We start from the raw sequence: 16502 nt of genomic DNA on the forward strand, positions 1-16502 counted from the left end.
AATCGATTACGCATTTTAATATAAATTGTTTGTTCCAATTTCCATTCACCTCTTCACTCTTCCTCGTAGTTGTAGTATGGTTATTCAATTTTTTTCTAATACAATTTTTTCATAAAAAAACATCTGTACCATTTCGGTACAGATGTTTTTTAGTTTATGCTTTTTTCTTAAATAAATTTGCAATGCTTAATGCGAGCCCTCCCCAAATGACTACTATTCCAATAACCATCATCATAATCGCCGATCCACTCATTATGAAACACCTCGATCTTTCCATTCTTTTTCAAGCTTAGCAGAATCTGAATGTATTTGTGCATTCCATTTCTTTAAACTAATGATTAGCGCAATGATAAGGAACGCTGCTGCAATTGACCAACCATATGTTACGACAAACTCCGTTGAGTAACCTCCATAGTTCTTTTTAATATTTTGGATTGTACCATCAATTAACATGTACCCTAACATAAGCGGAGTAATAACGAGTAAACTCACCCTCCAAAACGTCCCTAACTTAATATCAGATACGAAGTTTGCGTGGTTTTGATAAACCGGTAAACGACGTAAAATGAGTCCTATCGTAACTACTTCCGCTAGAGCAATTGTAATTAATCCGAAGTTATTAGCGAAGTAATCCACAACATCTAAGAACATAAGCCCGCCACGTGTCGCAAAAACGAGAGAAACGAGTACGAGAAGCGTCCCCATAATTCCAATTGTTTTCTGGCGGCTTAAGCTAAACTTTTCAGATACGGCAGCAAAACAAACTTCCGCAAGCGAGATGAGGGATGTAATTCCGGCAACCGTTAATGATAAGAAAAATAATACGCCAAATAAAGATGACATCGGTAATTCATTAATAATTTGCGGGAATACTACGAAAGCAAGCCCTACACCAGCACTTGCTACTTTATCAACTGGTACTCCCATATTGTTTGCCATAAATCCAAGAGCCGCAAAGACCCCAATCCCTGCTAATAATTCAAATCCTGAGTTTGCAAACCCAGTAATAAAAGCGTTATTTGTTGTATCTGAGTTTTTCGGTAAATAACTAGAATACGTAATCATAATTCCGAATGCTAAAGATAAGCTAAAGAAGATTTGACCGTAAGCAGCAAGCCATACTTTTCCGTCAAAAATACGACTCCAATCTGGTTTAAAGAATGCATCTAATCCTTGCATCGCACCTTCCATCGTCACTGCACGAACTACGATAATAAGGAACATAACAACTAGTAAAGGGATGAAAATACGGTTCACAACTTCGATTCCTTTTTTAACTCCTTTAAAAGCAACACCAAGCACAATAATCCAAACGAGAGCTAGTGGAATTAATACTTCCGGTACGAGCCCTCCAAACTGTCCAGGTTTATCTGCAACATGTAAATACTCTTTAAATAAAAATGATTCCGTGTCTTTCCCCCATGCGCCAGTAATTGCAAAATACGTATAAGAAATAGACCAAGCAATAATTACTGCATAATATGTTGAAACGATAAACGTTACACACATTTGCCACCATCCGATGAATTCAGCACGCGGATGAATACGAAAGAACGTAAGTGGCGCTGAACCACGGTGACGATGCCCAAGAGCAAATTCAAACGCCAATAATGAAATCCCAGTCGTTAATAATGCGAATAAGTACGGTAAAAAGAATGCGCCTCCTCCATTTTCATACGCCGTATAAGGAAAACGCCATATATTTCCTAATCCAACGGCAGAGCCGACCGCTGCAAAAATGAATCCAGCCCTCGTTCCCCATTGTTGCCTCGTTTCCATATTTCCTTCCCCCTTTGTGACAAGTTCATAACTGGATTATATTTTAAATTTACTAAATTATCAATAAATTCTGTTAATTTTTAAGAAAGTTTACAATCTCCTCCTATTAAAGTCATAAAAAAAGATCGAATAGATAGCTATTCATCTATTCGATCTTTCATCTGTTTTAATATTTTCTTTTCAAGTCTTGAAACTTGCACTTGCGAAATACCTATTCGCTCTGCTACTTCTGATTGAGTTTGGTCTTTATAATAGCGTAAATATACAATTAAACGCTCTCTCTCATCTAATTCTCTAATTGCTTCTTTTAAAGCAATTTTATCAAACCATTTCGTTTCAGATTGATCTGCAATTTGATCTAAAATAGTAATTGGATCTCCGTCGTTTTCATACACCGTTTCATGTATGGATGAAGGGGCACGACTCGCTTCTTGCGCCAGAACCACTTCCTCTGGCGTTAGTTCTAACGCTTCAGCTACTTCATTAATCGTTGGAGCCCTTCCGAATTCTTTCGAAAGCTCGTCTCTCATCTTTCGAATTTTGTTTCCTGTTTCTTTTAAAGACCTACTTACTTTCACTGATCCATCATCACGTAAAAATCGTTGTATTTCGCCAATAATCATGGGAACTGCATATGTTGAAAATTTCACGTCGAAAGATAAATCAAATTTATCTACCGATTTTAAGAGCCCAATACATCCAATTTGAAACAAATCGTCTGGTTCGTATCCGCGATTAAGAAAACGCTGCACAACCGACCATACGAGACGCATATTACTTTGAACAATTGTATCTCTTGCTTGTTGATCTCCATCTTGACTTTTTTGAATTAACGCTTTTAGCTCGTGGTCCTTTAACTGAGGTTTCTTCTTCTCATTTTTGACCTCTATGTCCATAGGCTATTCTCCTTAATTGCATAGAGCGTTACTATTTGATAAGTATTTTGTCAAATGGATTGTTGTCCCGAAAGATTCGTTTGAAATAACTTCTACTTCATCCATAAAATTTTCCATGATAGTAAATCCCATTCCGGAACGCTCTAATTCAGGTTTAGTTGTAAAAAGGGGTTGTCTCGCTTCATCTAAATTAAAGATGCCAATCCCTTCATCTCGAATCGTGAGTTTCACCATTGCTTCTTCCAAAATTACAGAAATATAAACAACACCTTCTGCATTTCCTTCGTACCCATGAATAATTGCATTCGTAACCGCTTCTGACACAACTGTTTTAATCTCTGTAAGTTCTTCCATCGTAGGATCTAGTTGTGCAATGAAAGCAGCTACTGTAACGCGAGCGAACGATTCATTTTGACTTAATGCTGAAAATTGAAGGTTCATTTCATTTCTCATTTATGCCACCCCCAACGTCGCGAGCGCATGCGCTTCACTTTCTTCTAAGCGAACAATTTTAAATAAGCCCGACATTTCAAATAAACGTTTAACAGGCGGTGAAATTGCACAAACAACCATTTCTCCACCTAATCCCTTTACATGCTTATATCGGCCTAATATAACACCTAAACCAGAACTATCCATAAACGATAAGTTCTCTAGGCTCAAAACAATATGATGAACACCATGTGTCTCAATCATATCTGTTACTTTCGTTCGCAACTCTTCAGCAGTATGATGATCTAATTCACCCGCTAGCCTCACACATAGGACGTCACGTTTTACTTCTAATTGCATGGAAAGACTCACACGATTTCCTCCTTATGCTCAAACTTTACTCATTTACATACATAAAGATTTTCGTGATACAACATAAGAATCCTTCTTACTGACAAAAGAAGAACTATTTCGCCATAAAGTGAAACCATTCAGCAATTATTTACTTACATACGAATAGAAAAGCGGCAAAATGTTTGCCGCTATTTTGATGTTGAAAACATCCCAAAACTTCTTTTAAATAACTCCCACCAGCTCGCTGCAGCAACATCTTCTTTTGCTACAATTGTTTGTTTTAATAAAACATCTTTATCTTTTTTAATAACAAGTGTACCAAGTGCATCGCCCTTTTTAATCGGCGCTTTCACTTTCTTTTCAGCAATTACTTCTTGCTTTACCTTGTCCATATTTTCGCCCTTCTTCATAAGAAGAGATACATTGTCTGACGCAACTAAATCTACTTTTTCTTTCTTCCCTTTTCCTACTTGGACAGTCTTAATTTTTTCGCCTCGTGTATACAATTTCTTTGTCATATATTGACCAAATGCGTAGTCAAGAAGCTTCGTTACTTGATTGTTCCGTTCTTTTGATGTAGGTGCTCCCATAACAACTGAAATAACACGCATCCCATTCTTTTCAGCCGATGCTGTTAAACAATATTTTGCTTCTGTCGTAAAGCCCGTTTTTACACCATCTACTCCAGGATAAAAACGCACTAACTTATTCGTATTAACGAGCCAAAACTTCTTATCTGTATCTTCACGTAAATAGTCTTCGTATTTTCCTGTGTATTTGCGAATAAGTGGGTACTTCATCAATTCTTTCGCCATTATAGCCATATCATTTGCTGTGGAATAATGATCTTTAGCCGGAAGACCTGTCGGATTTTGAAAATGAGTATTTTTCAGTCCTAAATCTTTCGCTTTTTTGTTCATCATATTTACAAAACCTTCTTCTGAACCAGCGATATGCTCCGCTACTGCAACAGACGCATCATTTCCAGATGCAATTGCAATACCCTTTAGCATTTCATTTACGGTCATCTCTTCTCCAGGCTCTAAAAAGATTTGTGATCCACCCATTGAAGCTGCATGCTCACTTGCTCTCACTTTATCGGTCAGTTTTAGTTTTCCTTTTTCAACTTGTTCCATAATTAATAGCATTGTCATAATCTTCGTCATACTAGCAGGTGGTAACTTCTCATTTGGATTTTTATCAAACAAAACTTTACCTGTATCTTGTTCAATTACAATTGCTGATGACGCTTGTTCCGCTAACTTCGGTGTTGTTTCTTCTGTTTTCTCCTGCTTCGTCTTCTCAGATTGTGCGAAACTAACTGAAGTACCAGAAAGCAATAACATGAAACAAACAAGTATTCCAAAAACTCGCTTCATGACTAACCCTCCATTCTATATCAAACCTATTTTTTCCAATTCACTGTTTTTTAATACCATATTTTTCTAACATTTTCAGTTGACAAACACATTCATCACCTTTATTGTATTAAGTGTATTACACATAGTAGTACACTTAATACAAGTCAGAAAGGAGACATTGCTCTTGCATATTCAACTTGATCCAAGAAGCAACACTCCGATATGGGAACAAATTGTTCAAAATATAAAAGAACTCGTATTAAAGAACATGTTAGCTCCAAGTGACAAACTACCTTCTGTACGGGAACTCGCTTCTTTACTCGTTATAAATCCAAATACAGTGAGTAAAGCGTATCAAGAGTTAGAGCGACAAGGGATTATTGAAACATTACGAGGAAAAGGAACATTTGTATCCCAATCGATTACCCCAACATTAGACGAAAGGAAAATCGCTATGGTTGAAAAGCAATTTCATCAATTACTATTAGAAGCCTCTTATCTTGGTGTTACGAAAGATAAAATTCATGATTGGATAGATTCATACTATAAAGAGATTGGAGGAAATGCGAATGCTGAAAGTGACAAACTTGAAGAAGACAATTGATAATCAAACAATTTTAGACGATGTTTCTTTCACATTGCAAAGAGGAAATATCATCGGATTACTCGGAAGAAACGGTGCGGGGAAAACAACTTTATTACGAACGATGGTCGGCATTTTAGACCCTGATGAAGGATGTGTTACATATGAGGATACCGACATTCATAAGAATCCTGAAACGAAACAAAAAATCGTATATGTTCCGGATTCTACTAACATACTGAACGGCTATACGGTAAAAGAAATTGTAAAGTTTTATAAATCAGTTTATGCCGCATTTGATGAAGCATATTTCTATGAACTGTTAGAACGTTTTAACTTACCAAACAAACGAATTCGTAGTTATTCAAAAGGAATGAAAGCACTGCTTGCTATCATTTTAGCGGTTTCTACAAAGGCAGAATATATCATTTTAGATGAACCGACAAATGGGCTTGATCCTATCGTTAAACGGCAGATCCTCCAATTTCTCGTTGGAGAAGTTGCAGAAAAAGAAATTACCATTTTCATCTCAACTCACCATTTAGATGAAGTGGAACAAATTGCAGATACAATTATTATATTAAAAGGCCATACTATAGCTTCTATTACATCACTAGACGATGCAAAATCACAATTTGCTAAAATCCAAGTAGCTTATGAACGTTCACTACCTCAAAAACTAGAAAACTTAAGCAATATTAAAATATTAAATCAAACAGGAAAAGTATATACAATCTTAATTGAGGGAAATGTGGCTACAACACTGGAAAAGTTTTATAAAGAACAACCGCTGCTCATTGAAGAATTAACAATGTCGCTTGAAGATGTCTTCGTTACGACACTGGAGGAGGATGGGTATGTTTCATAAAGCGTTATGGATGTGGAATTGGAAGCGCGGAAAATATGCTGTGTTACTATTCTTCTTTAGTTCGCTTTACTTGTTATCTTTTGGATACTATAGAAGTGCTCAGATGGAACTCGATAAATATTACGAATTACAAGAAAAAGGGAAACAGTATTATTATTTTTATACCTTTTCGCAAGGGGAAGGTAATAGTTTTTGGTTAACTGTTCTTATCATTGCTTTAGCCTGCTTATTGATAGGATGGGAACGTAGCAACCAATCGAATACACTACTTATGACATTGCCATTTAAAAGAAAAGATGTTTTCTTATCTAAATGGGCTTTCGGTTCATTTTGTATTGTGGGCTCATTACTTATCAATTGGGTTCTTATGTATGTTATTTATAGAACAACTATTCATTTTGATTATCAATCTTTTAGTCCGTTTCATCGATACTTTCTTTATGCGATAGTTTCTTATGTTGCAGTCTATACAGCTGCCTTATGTATCGGTACTTTTACTGGAAGCATCGTTTCGCAGATTATTTTTTGTATTCCATGGTTACTAGCAGGGGTTACATTTATTACATTACTATACACTTTTACAACTAACCATTTATACGCTGCAAATATTAAAAATGAAAACTTATATCGACAACTTTATGAAATCAATCAAAAAACAAATACAGCTGCACCAATTAGTCATTTTTCTATCAATTATTACTATGATCCGGAATCCCGTAAGATCGAGAACAATCCAACTACTTTAAGAAATCCAGCATCTCATATATATTATTCAGCCAAATCAATGTTAGTACCTATTTTCTATACGATATTTTATTTACTACTTGGGACATATTTATATACACGATCGCCAAATGAAAACGGTCAGAAGATATTTATTTTCCAAAAGCATTTACGAATATGGATATGGGGGACAACCATTTACTTTGCATTACTAGGCGGCTATAAAATAAACCATTTTCATTTCTTACCTAGCTACTATATCGGTTTGTCTCTAACTGGAATCATTACTTATGTTATATTATCACGCCTAACAAATTATAAAGTTTTTTAAAGGAGAGATCCTATGTTTCAAAAAGCACTATGGCTAAGAACGTATCACCAAAGTAAATATGTTGTTTGGTTATTTTGGCTCGTCAGCTTCTATACTTTGTCATATAACTACTATATGACTTCTATTCAAGAGCAGCAATTTCTAAATGACAATAAAAAGTGGAACTATATATATCATTACACCTTTGATTTAACACTACTAGATCCTGTCATGCTGTTAGGTAGTGTACTTATCGTGCTAGCTTTTACGTTAATTGGATGGGAAAGACAAAATAACGCTAGCGACTTACTATGGTCTATGCCCTTTAAACGTTCACACCTTTATATAACAAAGTGGTTGTTTGGAATTTGTAATATCGTCGCTGTTGTCGTTTTAAACTGGGGACTATTTGCTATTATGAAAAAGTTAACTTTTCATAATAAATATCAAGTCTTCTCCCCCTTTCACAGTTACTTTATATACATGTTAATTGTATTAATTGCTATTTATACACTTGCCTTATGTATAGGTACAATTGCAGGGAATATTATATCACAAGGATTTCTTACTATAGCTATATTAATCCTCCCAGCTTTACTTCCATCACTCATCTCAGGAGTCATTGCCGTTCACTCAAACACTGAATTTCATGAGGACAATGGTCTTGTACATGATGTGATGGAAAACATACGTATTTCTAGTCCGGCAGAAGATTTTGCTATTCGCTTTAATTACAGTCCTCAAAGTGCTTATACTGATGAAGATGGAGTACGTCATAACGAACCAAACTTTACAAAAATTCCACCGGCAAAAACATTGATTGGACCTATCGCACATATCATTGTGTTATTACCACTCGGTATATATTTATATGCCCGTTCAGTCAATGAGCGAAATGGTAACTACTTATTATATCCAAAACTACAAAAAGTAGTTTTAGCTTGTGCGATTTTCTTTGGTGGGATCGTTGGAGGTTTAATACTAAGTCGTGCGCACTCATTATCCAGCTTTTACATCGGATTTTTAGTAACTAGTTTCATTACATATTTCCTACTACCTAAAATATTAAAATGGAGAGTCTCTTGGAATTTTAAATAAAATAACCTCCTCTTATTGAGGAGGTTATTTTACATTCTCTCTCCTATCCCCATACACCATCTCTTCTTTCATCCCAAATCCATCACCATTTTGCACAATTTGCTCTGTCGGTGCAACTACACTTTCAGCAATTTTCCATTCCCCACGCTCTTTCACAAATACTTGTAGAAAATAGTTCATGCCATCTAATTGATATGCATTTTCTTTTTTCACATTATAGTGAATCGCAATGTAGTACACTTGAATATTTTCTTTTCCTATTTTTGATACGTATTGCGATAGTCTCGGTATATAGAGTGCTGCTTTCTGAAAAGATAGTTGCTTCGCTTTAACAAGCGATGAACTTGTTACATTACGTAATGTGTCCTGATTACGAATATTATCGCTATGGTGGAATAATACTGTGTTTTGCATAGAACGAACCCATAATTTTGAATATAAGACTGTATTATCGTTTTCAATGTACTTCACTTCTTTTCGCACCACTTGGATAGGCGTATCTGCGTACGTGAATGTTTGAAAATAGAAAAAACCACCAAATAAAATGGTAAGTGCAGCAATATATTTCATAATCTTTCCTCCGATCTTTTAATTAAAGTATCGGAGTTTCAAAATGTTTTTATTCAAAAGAAAAAGGATAGGAAAGCTGTCGCTCCCTATCCTCATTTATTATAATACGCGGCCAAATAGCTCTAACACCATTTCTATTTCTTGGTCGCTCCAACCTTTAAATCTCTCTTTATAATACTCTTTACGCACAGCTTCAAGTTTTTCAGTTACTTCTCTTCCGTGTTCTGTAATTTCTAAGTACACGATACGACGGTCTGAATTTGAACGTTTTCTTTCTACAAACCCTTTTCGTACGAGACGATCAGTAACAGCTGTAATATGACTGGAGGTTACGTTTACTTCACTCGCAATTTGCGAAGCCATCTGTGGACTTTTTAAAAATAATGCGCGTAATACAGAAAATTCATTATATGGCATATGTTCTGCAAAACGTGTATTAATATCATTTTGTAATAAACGTATCATCTTTCTAAATGATCCGGATAACTCTAAAATCAATGTTTCTCTTTTTTCGTTCACTAGCCTCGTCCCTTTTTTATCATATTTACACATATTATAATCTATAAATACCCTCGTTGTATATGCTTTCTTTCTTTAACATTCCCATTTATGTAACTTTTTCATACAAATTTCTTTTTTGTTCACACATATACATATAAAAAGGATGGTGATGGAAGATGCAAGGTGGAATGAACCCTTATTTACACAACGTACGTACAGCAAATACTGGTAAAGAAGCTACCATTACGGTGCAAGGTGAAGGCGTTGTGAAAGCAAAACCAAATGTCGTTATATTAACAATCGGTATTCGTACAGATCATAAAAATGTAAAACAGGCACAAGAAGAAAATGCAGTGCAATCAAAACAATTATTAGATGCACTGAAACAACTAGGTATCGCTGAAAAAAATATAGAAACCATTTCATATACGATTACGCCTCAATACGAATATATAAATGATAAAGCATTACTACAAGGATATCGTGTGGAACATTTGTATGAAATTACCGTTTTAAATGTACAAAAAGCAGGGGAAGTATATGATATAGCCGTTTCAAATGGAGCAAACGTAGCAAAAGGATTACGTTTTAGAATATCTCACCCAAATAAATATTATGAGCAAGCTCTCATTCAAGCTCTGCAACAAGCGGTAGAAAAAGCTCGTGCTATTGCGAGTACATACAATTTAAACATTAATCCTGTTCCACTCTCATTCGTTGAAGAATCTGCTCAATTACCACGGGAAGTTGCATCCTATGCTGCTTTACATGCACAAGCAGCTCCTCCCATTCAATCGGGAGAATTAGAGATCATTTCTACAATACGAGCGATTTTTACGTATTTATAAATAATTTCATTTATAAGTAAACGTTATCATTTTCCTTGTTGTAAAAACATGATGTTCTGATATAATAAAGGACGGTGAGCTCTTACAAAAGAGATATCACGGGTGGGAGAGGGATATGAAAAAGAAGGTTTAACATGAAAGGAATACTTGAAAGAACATTTAAATTAGGTTTACACGAAACATCACCAAAACAAGAAGTTTTAGCTGGAGTTACGTCATTTTTTACGATCGTATATATTATGATTGTAAATGCATCCATTTTATCCGATGCTGGCATTCCTCTTGAAGCTGGAATTTTAGCAACTGTTTTCAGTTCATTTGTCGGATGTCTGCTCATGGCATTTTGGGCAAATGCACCTGCTATTCTTGTCCCTGGTATGGGTGTAAATGCATTCTTCACGTACACTGCTGTGCATACGCTCGGATTAACTTGGCAGGAAGCATTAGCAGCTGTCTTCATCTCTGGTATTATTTTTGCAATTGCTGCGTTTACACCAATCGCTCGCGTGCTTTCAGTATCGATTCCAAAGTCACTAAAGGAAGCTATCACTGTCGGCATCGGATTATTTTTAGCATTTATCGGATTGCAAAAAGGTGGTTTAGTCGTTTCGAATCCAAATACTGCTGTTGCAATGGGTAAATTAAGTAGCCCTGTCGTTCTTGCGACCGTGCTTACTCTTATCGTTGCACTCATATTATTTATTCGTAACGTACGTGGAAACTTTTTATGGACGATTGCAATAGGAACTGGTATTGCATGGCTATTTGGCCTTGTTGATACAAGTCAAATCGGAAATAGTTCATTCTCATTCGCGAGTTACGGCGATGTGTTTGGGGCTATGTCATTTGGCAAACTTTCTTCCTTACCATTTTGGATTGCAACATTCTCCTTAAGCATGGTGCTTATTTTTGAGAACATGGGACTTCTGCACGGTTTATTAGAAGATGACCGTAAATTCCCACGTGCTTACCAAGCCAATGCAATTTCAGCAATGACATGTGGTCTATTTGGCACAAGCCCTACCGTATCAACAGTAGAGAGTGCCGCAGGTATTACTGCAGGTGGGAAGACAGGTCTGACGTCTATCGTTACAGGGTTGTTATTCTTTGCCTCATTGTTTGCACTTCCGTTTGTCAAACTAATTCCTGATAGTGCCATTGCACCAATCTTAATTATTATTGGCGGCCTGATGATTACAAGCATTCAACAAATTCCTCTGAACGATTTTTCAGAAGGATTTCCAGCGTTCTTAATTATCGTCATGATCCCGCTCACATATAGTATCGCTGATGGCATTGCGTTCGGATTTATTGCTTATCCTATCTTAAAAGTTGCTCTTGGAAAGCGTAAAGAAGTCGCACCGTCTATGTATATCATTACATGCTTATTCTTAGCCATGTTCGTATTACATGCTATTGGTTAAGTAAAAACACCGAGGAATTTTCCCTCGGTGTTTTTTATTTAAACCATCCTTTTTTATAAAACCAAGCCATCATGCCGCCGCCAATTAGTGCCATAATAAGTAAACAAATAAAATAACTATATTGTCCACCGAGCTCTGGCATATGCGTAAAGTTCATTCCATATACTCCCGCAATAAATGTTAATGGCATGAAAATAGTCGAGAATACAGTTAATGTTTTCATAATGTTATTCATATGATGCGAGTTTAATGAAAAATAGCTATCTCGAATATCTGCTGTTAACTCCCGGCTTGCTTCAATCATTTCGGTCAGTTTAAGCAAATGATCATGTATATCTTTAAAATAAATTTCATGATCACTTATACCGTAAAAACGAGTCGAATTTAAAATGCGATACAATAAATCACGCATCGGAATAATTGTACGTCTTAACTTCGATAAATCTGCACGTATATCAAATACTTCTTCTAGTACACTTCCTGCCGTTTCACCCGTTAAATTATCATCAATTGCATTTAAATGATCCTCAATGTAATATACAGGCGCAAAATAGTCATCTACAATTTGATCGATAATTGTATGCGCTACGTGTAAAGGACTATTTTTAATACGCTTCTTTTCTCCAAGCGTTTTCCATACTCTTTCAATTGCATTGTTATGAGAAAAGTGGAAAGAAACAATATAACGATCACTAATAAATAAATCAATCTCGTGCGGTTCTAATCCATCCTCACCAAATGCATGAAGAACTAAAAAGTTATATCCATCATAAAAATCAACTTTTGGCCTCTGTACATATTCTATGCAGTCTTCAATTGCAAGGGGATGGAACTTAAAATGATCTTGCAAAATGTATGTATACTCTTCTTTCGTTGGCTTATATAAATCTAGCCAATACCATACAATATGGTCTTTCTTTGTTTCCTCTAGCGAAACATCATATAATACTTCATCTGTTTTTGTTATTGCACAAATTCTAATCATATTTTCACCCATTATTATTATAAACAAAAAATAGTAAAAAAAGCCAAGGAGAAATACTCCCTGGCCCTTCTTTATTATTCAGTAACGATGCCGTGCACTAATGTTGGTGCATCTACATGCTCTTTAGAGATCTTCATGTTCTCATAAATTTTTGCTTTTACGTCTTCTACATTTTCACGGTTTGCGTAAATGGTAACAAGGGATTCACCTTTTTTCACGCTGTCCCCTACTTTTTTACGAAGCATTAAGCCAACAGCTAAATCAATTTCAGATTCCTTCGTCGCACGTCCTGCTCCTAAAAGCATTGCTGCTGTTCCGATTTCATCTGCAACGATTTCTGATACATAACCGTCTTCCTTCGCTTCCACTTCAATTTTAAATTGTGCTTGTGGTAATTTAGAAGGATCATCAACAACAGATGCATCGCCGCCTTGCGCTGATAAGAACGTTTTAAATGATTCTAGCGCCTTACCGTTGTTCATTACTTCAATTAATTTCTCACGTGCATCTTCTAGAGATGAAGCTTGTCCAGCAAGGTATACCATTTGACTTCCAAGCGTTAAACATAACTCTTCTAAATCTTTCGGTCCTTTACCTTGTAACGTATCAATTGCTTCTTGTACTTCAAGTGCGTTACCAATAGCCTCACCAAGTGGTTGACTCATATCAGAAATAACAGCCATCGTATTACGACCAACGTTATTACCAATGCGTACCATTGCTTCTGCTAAACGTTTTGCATCTTCATCTGTTTTCATAAATGCACCTGCTCCAGTTTTTACATCAAGAACAATTGCATCTGCACCAGCAGCAATTTTTTTACTCATAATTGAGCTTGCAATAAGCGGAATTGAGTTTACTGTTGCCGTTACATCACGAAGTGCATACAATTTTTTATCCGCAGGTGTTAAGTTTCCACTTTGACCAATAACTGCGATTTTATTTTCATTTACAAGACGCATGAATTCATCATTTTCGATTTCAACATGGAATCCTGGAACTGCTTCTAATTTATCAATTGTACCACCAGTATGTCCTAGACCACGTCCAGACATTTTTGCAACCGGTACACCTAAAGCGGCTACTAATGGACCTAATACAAGTGTTGTTGTATCACCAACGCCACCTGTCGAGTGCTTATCTACTTTTACTCCTTCAATAGCTGATAAGTCGATTGTATCACCGCTATTTACCATTGCCATCGTTAAATCTGCACGCTCTTGATCGTTCATATTTTGGAAGAAAATTGCCATTGCAAGTGAACTTACTTGATAATCAGGAATATCACCATTTGTATATCCTTCAACAATAAAGTTAATTTCTTCTGTCGTTAATGCATGTCCGTCACGTTTTTTTGCAATTAGGTCCACCATTCTCATTGTGAGGTCACCCCTTCATTTGTTTTACGATTGCTTTTACTAATGCTAAGAAGTTAGCTTTAACACGTTCTGTCGTTTCGATTACTTCATCGTGGTGAAGTGGCTGATCTAAAATACCAGCTGCCATATTTGAAATACAAGAAATACCAAGTACTTTCATACCAGCATGACGCGCTACAATTACTTCAGGTACTGTTGACATACCAACTGCATCTCCGCCAAGTGTACGAAGCATACGAATTTCAGCAGGTGTTTCATATACAGGACCTGTCATTCCAACGTATACACCTTCTTGTACTTTAATATTTAAGTCTGCTGCAACTTGTTTCGCCATTTCGCGAAGCTCTACTGTATATGATGTAGACATATCAGGGAAACGTACACCCATTTCAGAATCATTTGGTCCGATTAATGGATTTGTACCCATGAAGTTAATGTGATCTGAAATTAACATAAGATCGCCTGGTTCGAATGATGTATTTACACCACCAGCTGCATTTGTTACAACAACTGTTTCTACCCCTAGTTCTTTCATAACACGAACTGGGAATGTTACTTTTTGCATATCGTATCCTTCATAGAAGTGGAAACGTCCTTGCATTGCTACTACCGTTACACCTTGAAGTGTACCGAATACTAGTTGACCTGCATGGCCTTCTACAGTTGAAACTGGGAATTCAGGGATTTCACTGTAAGGTACTGTTACTGCGTTCTCGATTTCATCTGCTAATACACCTAGTCCAGATCCAAGGATTAGTCCTACTTGTGGTGTCTCTTGAAATTTCTCTTTTAAGTATGAAGCTGATTTTGTAATAAGTTCACGATTCATTTGTTTATCCCCCTATTTCTTTAGCTCGTTTAAGAAGCTTGTTCCGTATTCTGGCATTTTCACACCGAAGTTTTCTGCTACAGTTGCACCAATATCAGCAAATGTTTGACGAAGTGGTAACTCTTTTCCGCCTTCTTTCATGCTTGGGCTATATGCTAATAACGGTACATATTCACGTGTATGATCAGTACCATGATGCACTGGGTCATTACCGTGGTCTGCTGTAATTAATAATAGATCATCTTCTTTTAGTTTTTCGAATACTTCTGGAAGACGTGCATCATATTCTTGCAGAGCTTCTCCGTATCCTTGTGGATCACGACGGTGACCGAATAATGCATCAAAGTCAACTAAGTTTAAGAAGCTAAGACCTGTAAAGTCCATATTTAATGTATCTACAAGCTTATCCATTCCATCCATGTTAGACTTCGTACGAAGTGATTCAGTTACCCCTTCACCATCATAGATGTCAGAGATTTTACCGATAGCAATCACATCATAATCACTATCTTTTAATTCATTCATTACTGTACGGCCGAATGGTTTTAATGCATAGTCATGACGGTTCGGTGTACGTGTAAAGTTTCCAGGCTCACCAACGAATGGACGAGCAATAACACGGCCTACCATGTACTTCTCATCTAACGTTAATTCACGTGCAATTTTACAAATTTTATATAACTCATCAAGCGGCACTACTTCTTCGTGTGCTGCGATTTGTAGTACGCTATCAGCAGAAGTGTAAACAATTAAAGAGCCTGTTTCCATTTGTTCTTGACCAAGTTCATCAAGAATTTCAGTTCCAGAAGCTGGTTTATTACCGATGATTTTACGGCCTGTTTTTTCTTCTAATTCATCAAGTAATTCTTTTGGGAATCCTTCTGGGAACACTTGGAATGGTGTATCAATGTAAAGACCCATAATTTCCCAATGACCTGTCATTGTATCTTTACCAGTAGATTTTTCTTGCATTTTTGTATAATATCCAAGTGGTTTTTCTACTTTAGAGATGCCTTTCATTTCACGAATGTTACCAAGACCTAATTTCACCATGTTAGGCATTTGTAACCCATTCATATGTTCAGCAATGTGACCAATTGTGTCAGATCCTAAATCACCAAATTGTTCAGCATCTGGTGCTTCACCGATTCCAACAGAGTCCATTACGACTAGGAATATACGTTTATATTTATTCATAACTGCGACCTCCTATAAGTTCAGTTCTACTTCTTGTAGTATGTTCAAAACGCTATAAAGTGAAACTGTTCTCCATAAGAATTATCTTTCGTTCTCATTATCGAACAGTACTTCTTTAAATCATTCTCTAACCTATTTCGTTTACCTTGAAACGACGCAAAAACATTTCTAGTTTTTTCTAAGTCAGATGTCAGACATCTGATACTGATATCATAACATGTTTACGCTTTCTTTTTAATACATTTTCGTAGAATTTCTCATTTTCTTCACACTTCTATTGTAATCCATTATGCAAAGAAGTGCTAATTATTTTATGATTTATTCCTTCATATAAAGTAAAATTTTAATCAGTGGCGGTTTTGTTC

At 36.1% G+C, this 16502-nt stretch carries 18 protein-coding genes; 6 read left to right on the forward strand and 12 right to left on the reverse strand.

From position 1 onward, the window contains the following. Positions 1-154: 154 nt before the first annotated feature. The 6 genes from MR083_RS14885 to dacF all read right to left on the reverse strand — a co-directional run bounded on the left by MR083_RS14885 (position 155) and on the right by dacF (position 4840). Complete coding sequence (locus tag MR083_RS14885) at positions 155-253, reverse strand: methionine/alanine import family NSS transporter small subunit (protein ID WP_000016826.1); 99 nt, start codon at positions 251-253, stop codon at positions 155-157. Next, positions 253-1779 (reverse strand): sodium-dependent transporter, encoded by a 1527-nt coding sequence (locus MR083_RS14890; RefSeq protein ID WP_000450067.1) that lies wholly within the window; start codon positions 1777-1779, stop codon positions 253-255. Before MR083_RS14890 ends, MR083_RS14885 begins: the two co-directional genes overlap by 1 nt. Positions 1780-1916: 137 nt before the next feature. After that, complete coding sequence (sigF, locus tag MR083_RS14895; protein ID WP_000350729.1) at positions 1917-2675, reverse strand: RNA polymerase sporulation sigma factor SigF; 759 nt, start codon at positions 2673-2675, stop codon at positions 1917-1919. Positions 2676-2687: 12 nt separating this feature from the next. Beyond that, on the reverse strand, positions 2688-3128 hold the full coding sequence (spoIIAB, locus tag MR083_RS14900) for an anti-sigma F factor (protein WP_001243400.1): 441 nt from the start codon (positions 3126-3128) through the stop codon (positions 2688-2690). Beyond that, positions 3129-3479, reverse strand: a complete 351-nt coding sequence (gene spoIIAA, locus MR083_RS14905; protein ID WP_000059133.1) for an anti-sigma F factor antagonist — start codon at positions 3477-3479, stop codon at positions 3129-3131. 170 nt (positions 3480-3649) lie between these two features. After that, on the reverse strand, positions 3650-4840 hold the full coding sequence (dacF, locus tag MR083_RS14910) for a serine-type D-Ala-D-Ala carboxypeptidase DacF (protein WP_000831992.1): 1191 nt from the start codon (positions 4838-4840) through the stop codon (positions 3650-3652). A gap of 166 nt (positions 4841-5006) precedes the next feature. Between dacF and MR083_RS14915 the strand changes: the two genes are divergently transcribed. Genes MR083_RS14915 through MR083_RS14930 form a run of 4 tightly spaced genes read left to right on the forward strand, consistent with a single transcriptional unit; the run spans position 5007 to position 8404 of the window. Continuing rightward, the gene (locus MR083_RS14915; RefSeq protein WP_000548039.1) at positions 5007-5426 is read left to right on the forward strand and encodes a GntR family transcriptional regulator; all 420 of its coding nucleotides are present in this window, start codon (positions 5007-5009) and stop codon (positions 5424-5426) included. Further along, complete coding sequence (locus MR083_RS14920) at positions 5392-6273, forward strand: ABC transporter ATP-binding protein (protein WP_242269516.1); 882 nt, start codon at positions 5392-5394, stop codon at positions 6271-6273. The genes MR083_RS14915 and MR083_RS14920 overlap by 35 nt, the downstream gene beginning before the upstream one ends. Next, positions 6263-7327, forward strand: a complete 1065-nt coding sequence (locus MR083_RS14925; RefSeq protein ID WP_242269517.1) for an ABC transporter permease subunit — start codon at positions 6263-6265, stop codon at positions 7325-7327. Before MR083_RS14920 ends, MR083_RS14925 begins: the two co-directional genes overlap by 11 nt. 12 nt (positions 7328-7339) lie before the next feature. Continuing rightward, a complete protein-coding gene (locus tag MR083_RS14930) occupies positions 7340-8404 on the forward strand; it encodes an ABC transporter permease subunit (protein ID WP_242269518.1) in 1065 nt (354 codons plus the stop codon). A 24-nt stretch (positions 8405-8428) separates the two neighbouring features. Here MR083_RS14930 and MR083_RS14935 read toward each other — a convergent pair whose 3' ends face one another. Next, the gene (locus tag MR083_RS14935; protein ID WP_000873780.1) at positions 8429-8974 is read right to left on the reverse strand and encodes a hypothetical protein; all 546 of its coding nucleotides are present in this window, start codon (positions 8972-8974) and stop codon (positions 8429-8431) included. A 99-nt stretch (positions 8975-9073) separates the two neighbouring features. Continuing rightward, a complete protein-coding gene (locus MR083_RS14940) occupies positions 9074-9493 on the reverse strand; it encodes a MarR family winged helix-turn-helix transcriptional regulator (RefSeq protein WP_001003309.1) in 420 nt (139 codons plus the stop codon). 158 nt (positions 9494-9651) lie between these two features. On the opposite strand from MR083_RS14940, the gene MR083_RS14945 reads away from it, so the two are divergent. Then, positions 9652-10323: an SIMPL domain-containing protein gene (locus tag MR083_RS14945; RefSeq protein WP_001161446.1), complete on the forward strand. Its 672-nt coding sequence runs from the start codon at positions 9652-9654 to the stop codon at positions 10321-10323. A 134-nt stretch (positions 10324-10457) separates the two neighbouring features. Next, positions 10458-11747 (forward strand): NCS2 family permease, encoded by a 1290-nt coding sequence (locus tag MR083_RS14950; RefSeq protein ID WP_242269519.1) that lies wholly within the window; start codon positions 10458-10460, stop codon positions 11745-11747. Positions 11748-11781: 34 nt separating this feature from the next. Here the strand turns inward: MR083_RS14950 and corA are convergent, their stop codons facing one another. From corA to deoB, 4 genes are all read right to left on the reverse strand, one after another. Beyond that, on the reverse strand, positions 11782-12744 hold the full coding sequence (corA, locus tag MR083_RS14955) for a magnesium/cobalt transporter CorA (RefSeq protein WP_001998197.1): 963 nt from the start codon (positions 12742-12744) through the stop codon (positions 11782-11784). Between the two features lie 62 nt (positions 12745-12806). Beyond that, on the reverse strand, positions 12807-14111 hold the full coding sequence (locus tag MR083_RS14960; RefSeq protein ID WP_001243085.1) for a pyrimidine-nucleoside phosphorylase: 1305 nt from the start codon (positions 14109-14111) through the stop codon (positions 12807-12809). 7 nt (positions 14112-14118) lie between these two features. After that, positions 14119-14940, reverse strand: a complete 822-nt coding sequence (locus MR083_RS14965; RefSeq protein WP_001078446.1) for a purine-nucleoside phosphorylase — start codon at positions 14938-14940, stop codon at positions 14119-14121. A gap of 12 nt (positions 14941-14952) precedes the next feature. Beyond that, positions 14953-16137 carry a phosphopentomutase gene (deoB, locus tag MR083_RS14970; RefSeq protein ID WP_001046082.1) on the reverse strand — a complete coding sequence of 395 codons (1185 nt, stop codon included), beginning with the start codon at positions 16135-16137 and terminating at the stop codon, positions 14953-14955. Positions 16138-16502: the final 365 nt, after the last annotated feature.

The organism is Bacillus cereus group sp. BfR-BA-01408 (genome assembly GCF_022663305.1).
GTDB classification, from domain to species: Bacteria; Bacillota; Bacilli; order Bacillales; family Bacillaceae_G; genus Bacillus_A; species Bacillus_A pacificus.

Bases quoted from the DNA above. Each gene is read 5' to 3' on its own strand.
- MR083_RS14935 (WP_000873780.1), bottom strand. From the start codon at position 8,974: ATGAAATATATTGCTGCACTTACCATTTTATTTGGTGGTTTTTTCTAT.
- MR083_RS14950 (WP_242269519.1), top strand. From the start codon at position 10,458: ATGAAAGGAATACTTGAAAGAACATTTAAATTAGGTTTACACGAAACA.
- deoB (WP_001046082.1), bottom strand. From the start codon at position 16,137: ATGAATAAATATAAACGTATATTCCTAGTCGTAATGGACTCTGTTGGA.
- MR083_RS14960 (WP_001243085.1), bottom strand. From the start codon at position 14,111: ATGAGAATGGTGGACCTAATTGCAAAAAAACGTGACGGACATGCATTA.
- dacF (WP_000831992.1), bottom strand. From the start codon at position 4,840: ATGAAGCGAGTTTTTGGAATACTTGTTTGTTTCATGTTATTGCTTTCT.
- MR083_RS14930 (WP_242269518.1), top strand. From the start codon at position 7,340: ATGTTTCAAAAAGCACTATGGCTAAGAACGTATCACCAAAGTAAATAT.
- MR083_RS14945 (WP_001161446.1), top strand. From the start codon at position 9,652: ATGCAAGGTGGAATGAACCCTTATTTACACAACGTACGTACAGCAAAT.
- corA (WP_001998197.1), bottom strand. From the start codon at position 12,744: ATGGGTGAAAATATGATTAGAATTTGTGCAATAACAAAAACAGATGAA.
- MR083_RS14965 (WP_001078446.1), bottom strand. From the start codon at position 14,940: ATGAATCGTGAACTTATTACAAAATCAGCTTCATACTTAAAAGAGAAA.
- MR083_RS14920 (WP_242269516.1), top strand. From the start codon at position 5,392: ATGCTGAAAGTGACAAACTTGAAGAAGACAATTGATAATCAAACAATT.
- MR083_RS14890 (WP_000450067.1), bottom strand. From the start codon at position 1,779: ATGGAAACGAGGCAACAATGGGGAACGAGGGCTGGATTCATTTTTGCA.
- sigF (WP_000350729.1), bottom strand. From the start codon at position 2,675: ATGGACATAGAGGTCAAAAATGAGAAGAAGAAACCTCAGTTAAAGGAC.
- MR083_RS14925 (WP_242269517.1), top strand. From the start codon at position 6,263: ATGTTTCATAAAGCGTTATGGATGTGGAATTGGAAGCGCGGAAAATAT.
- MR083_RS14885 (WP_000016826.1), bottom strand. From the start codon at position 253: ATGAGTGGATCGGCGATTATGATGATGGTTATTGGAATAGTAGTCATT.
- spoIIAB (WP_001243400.1), bottom strand. From the start codon at position 3,128: ATGAGAAATGAAATGAACCTTCAATTTTCAGCATTAAGTCAAAATGAA.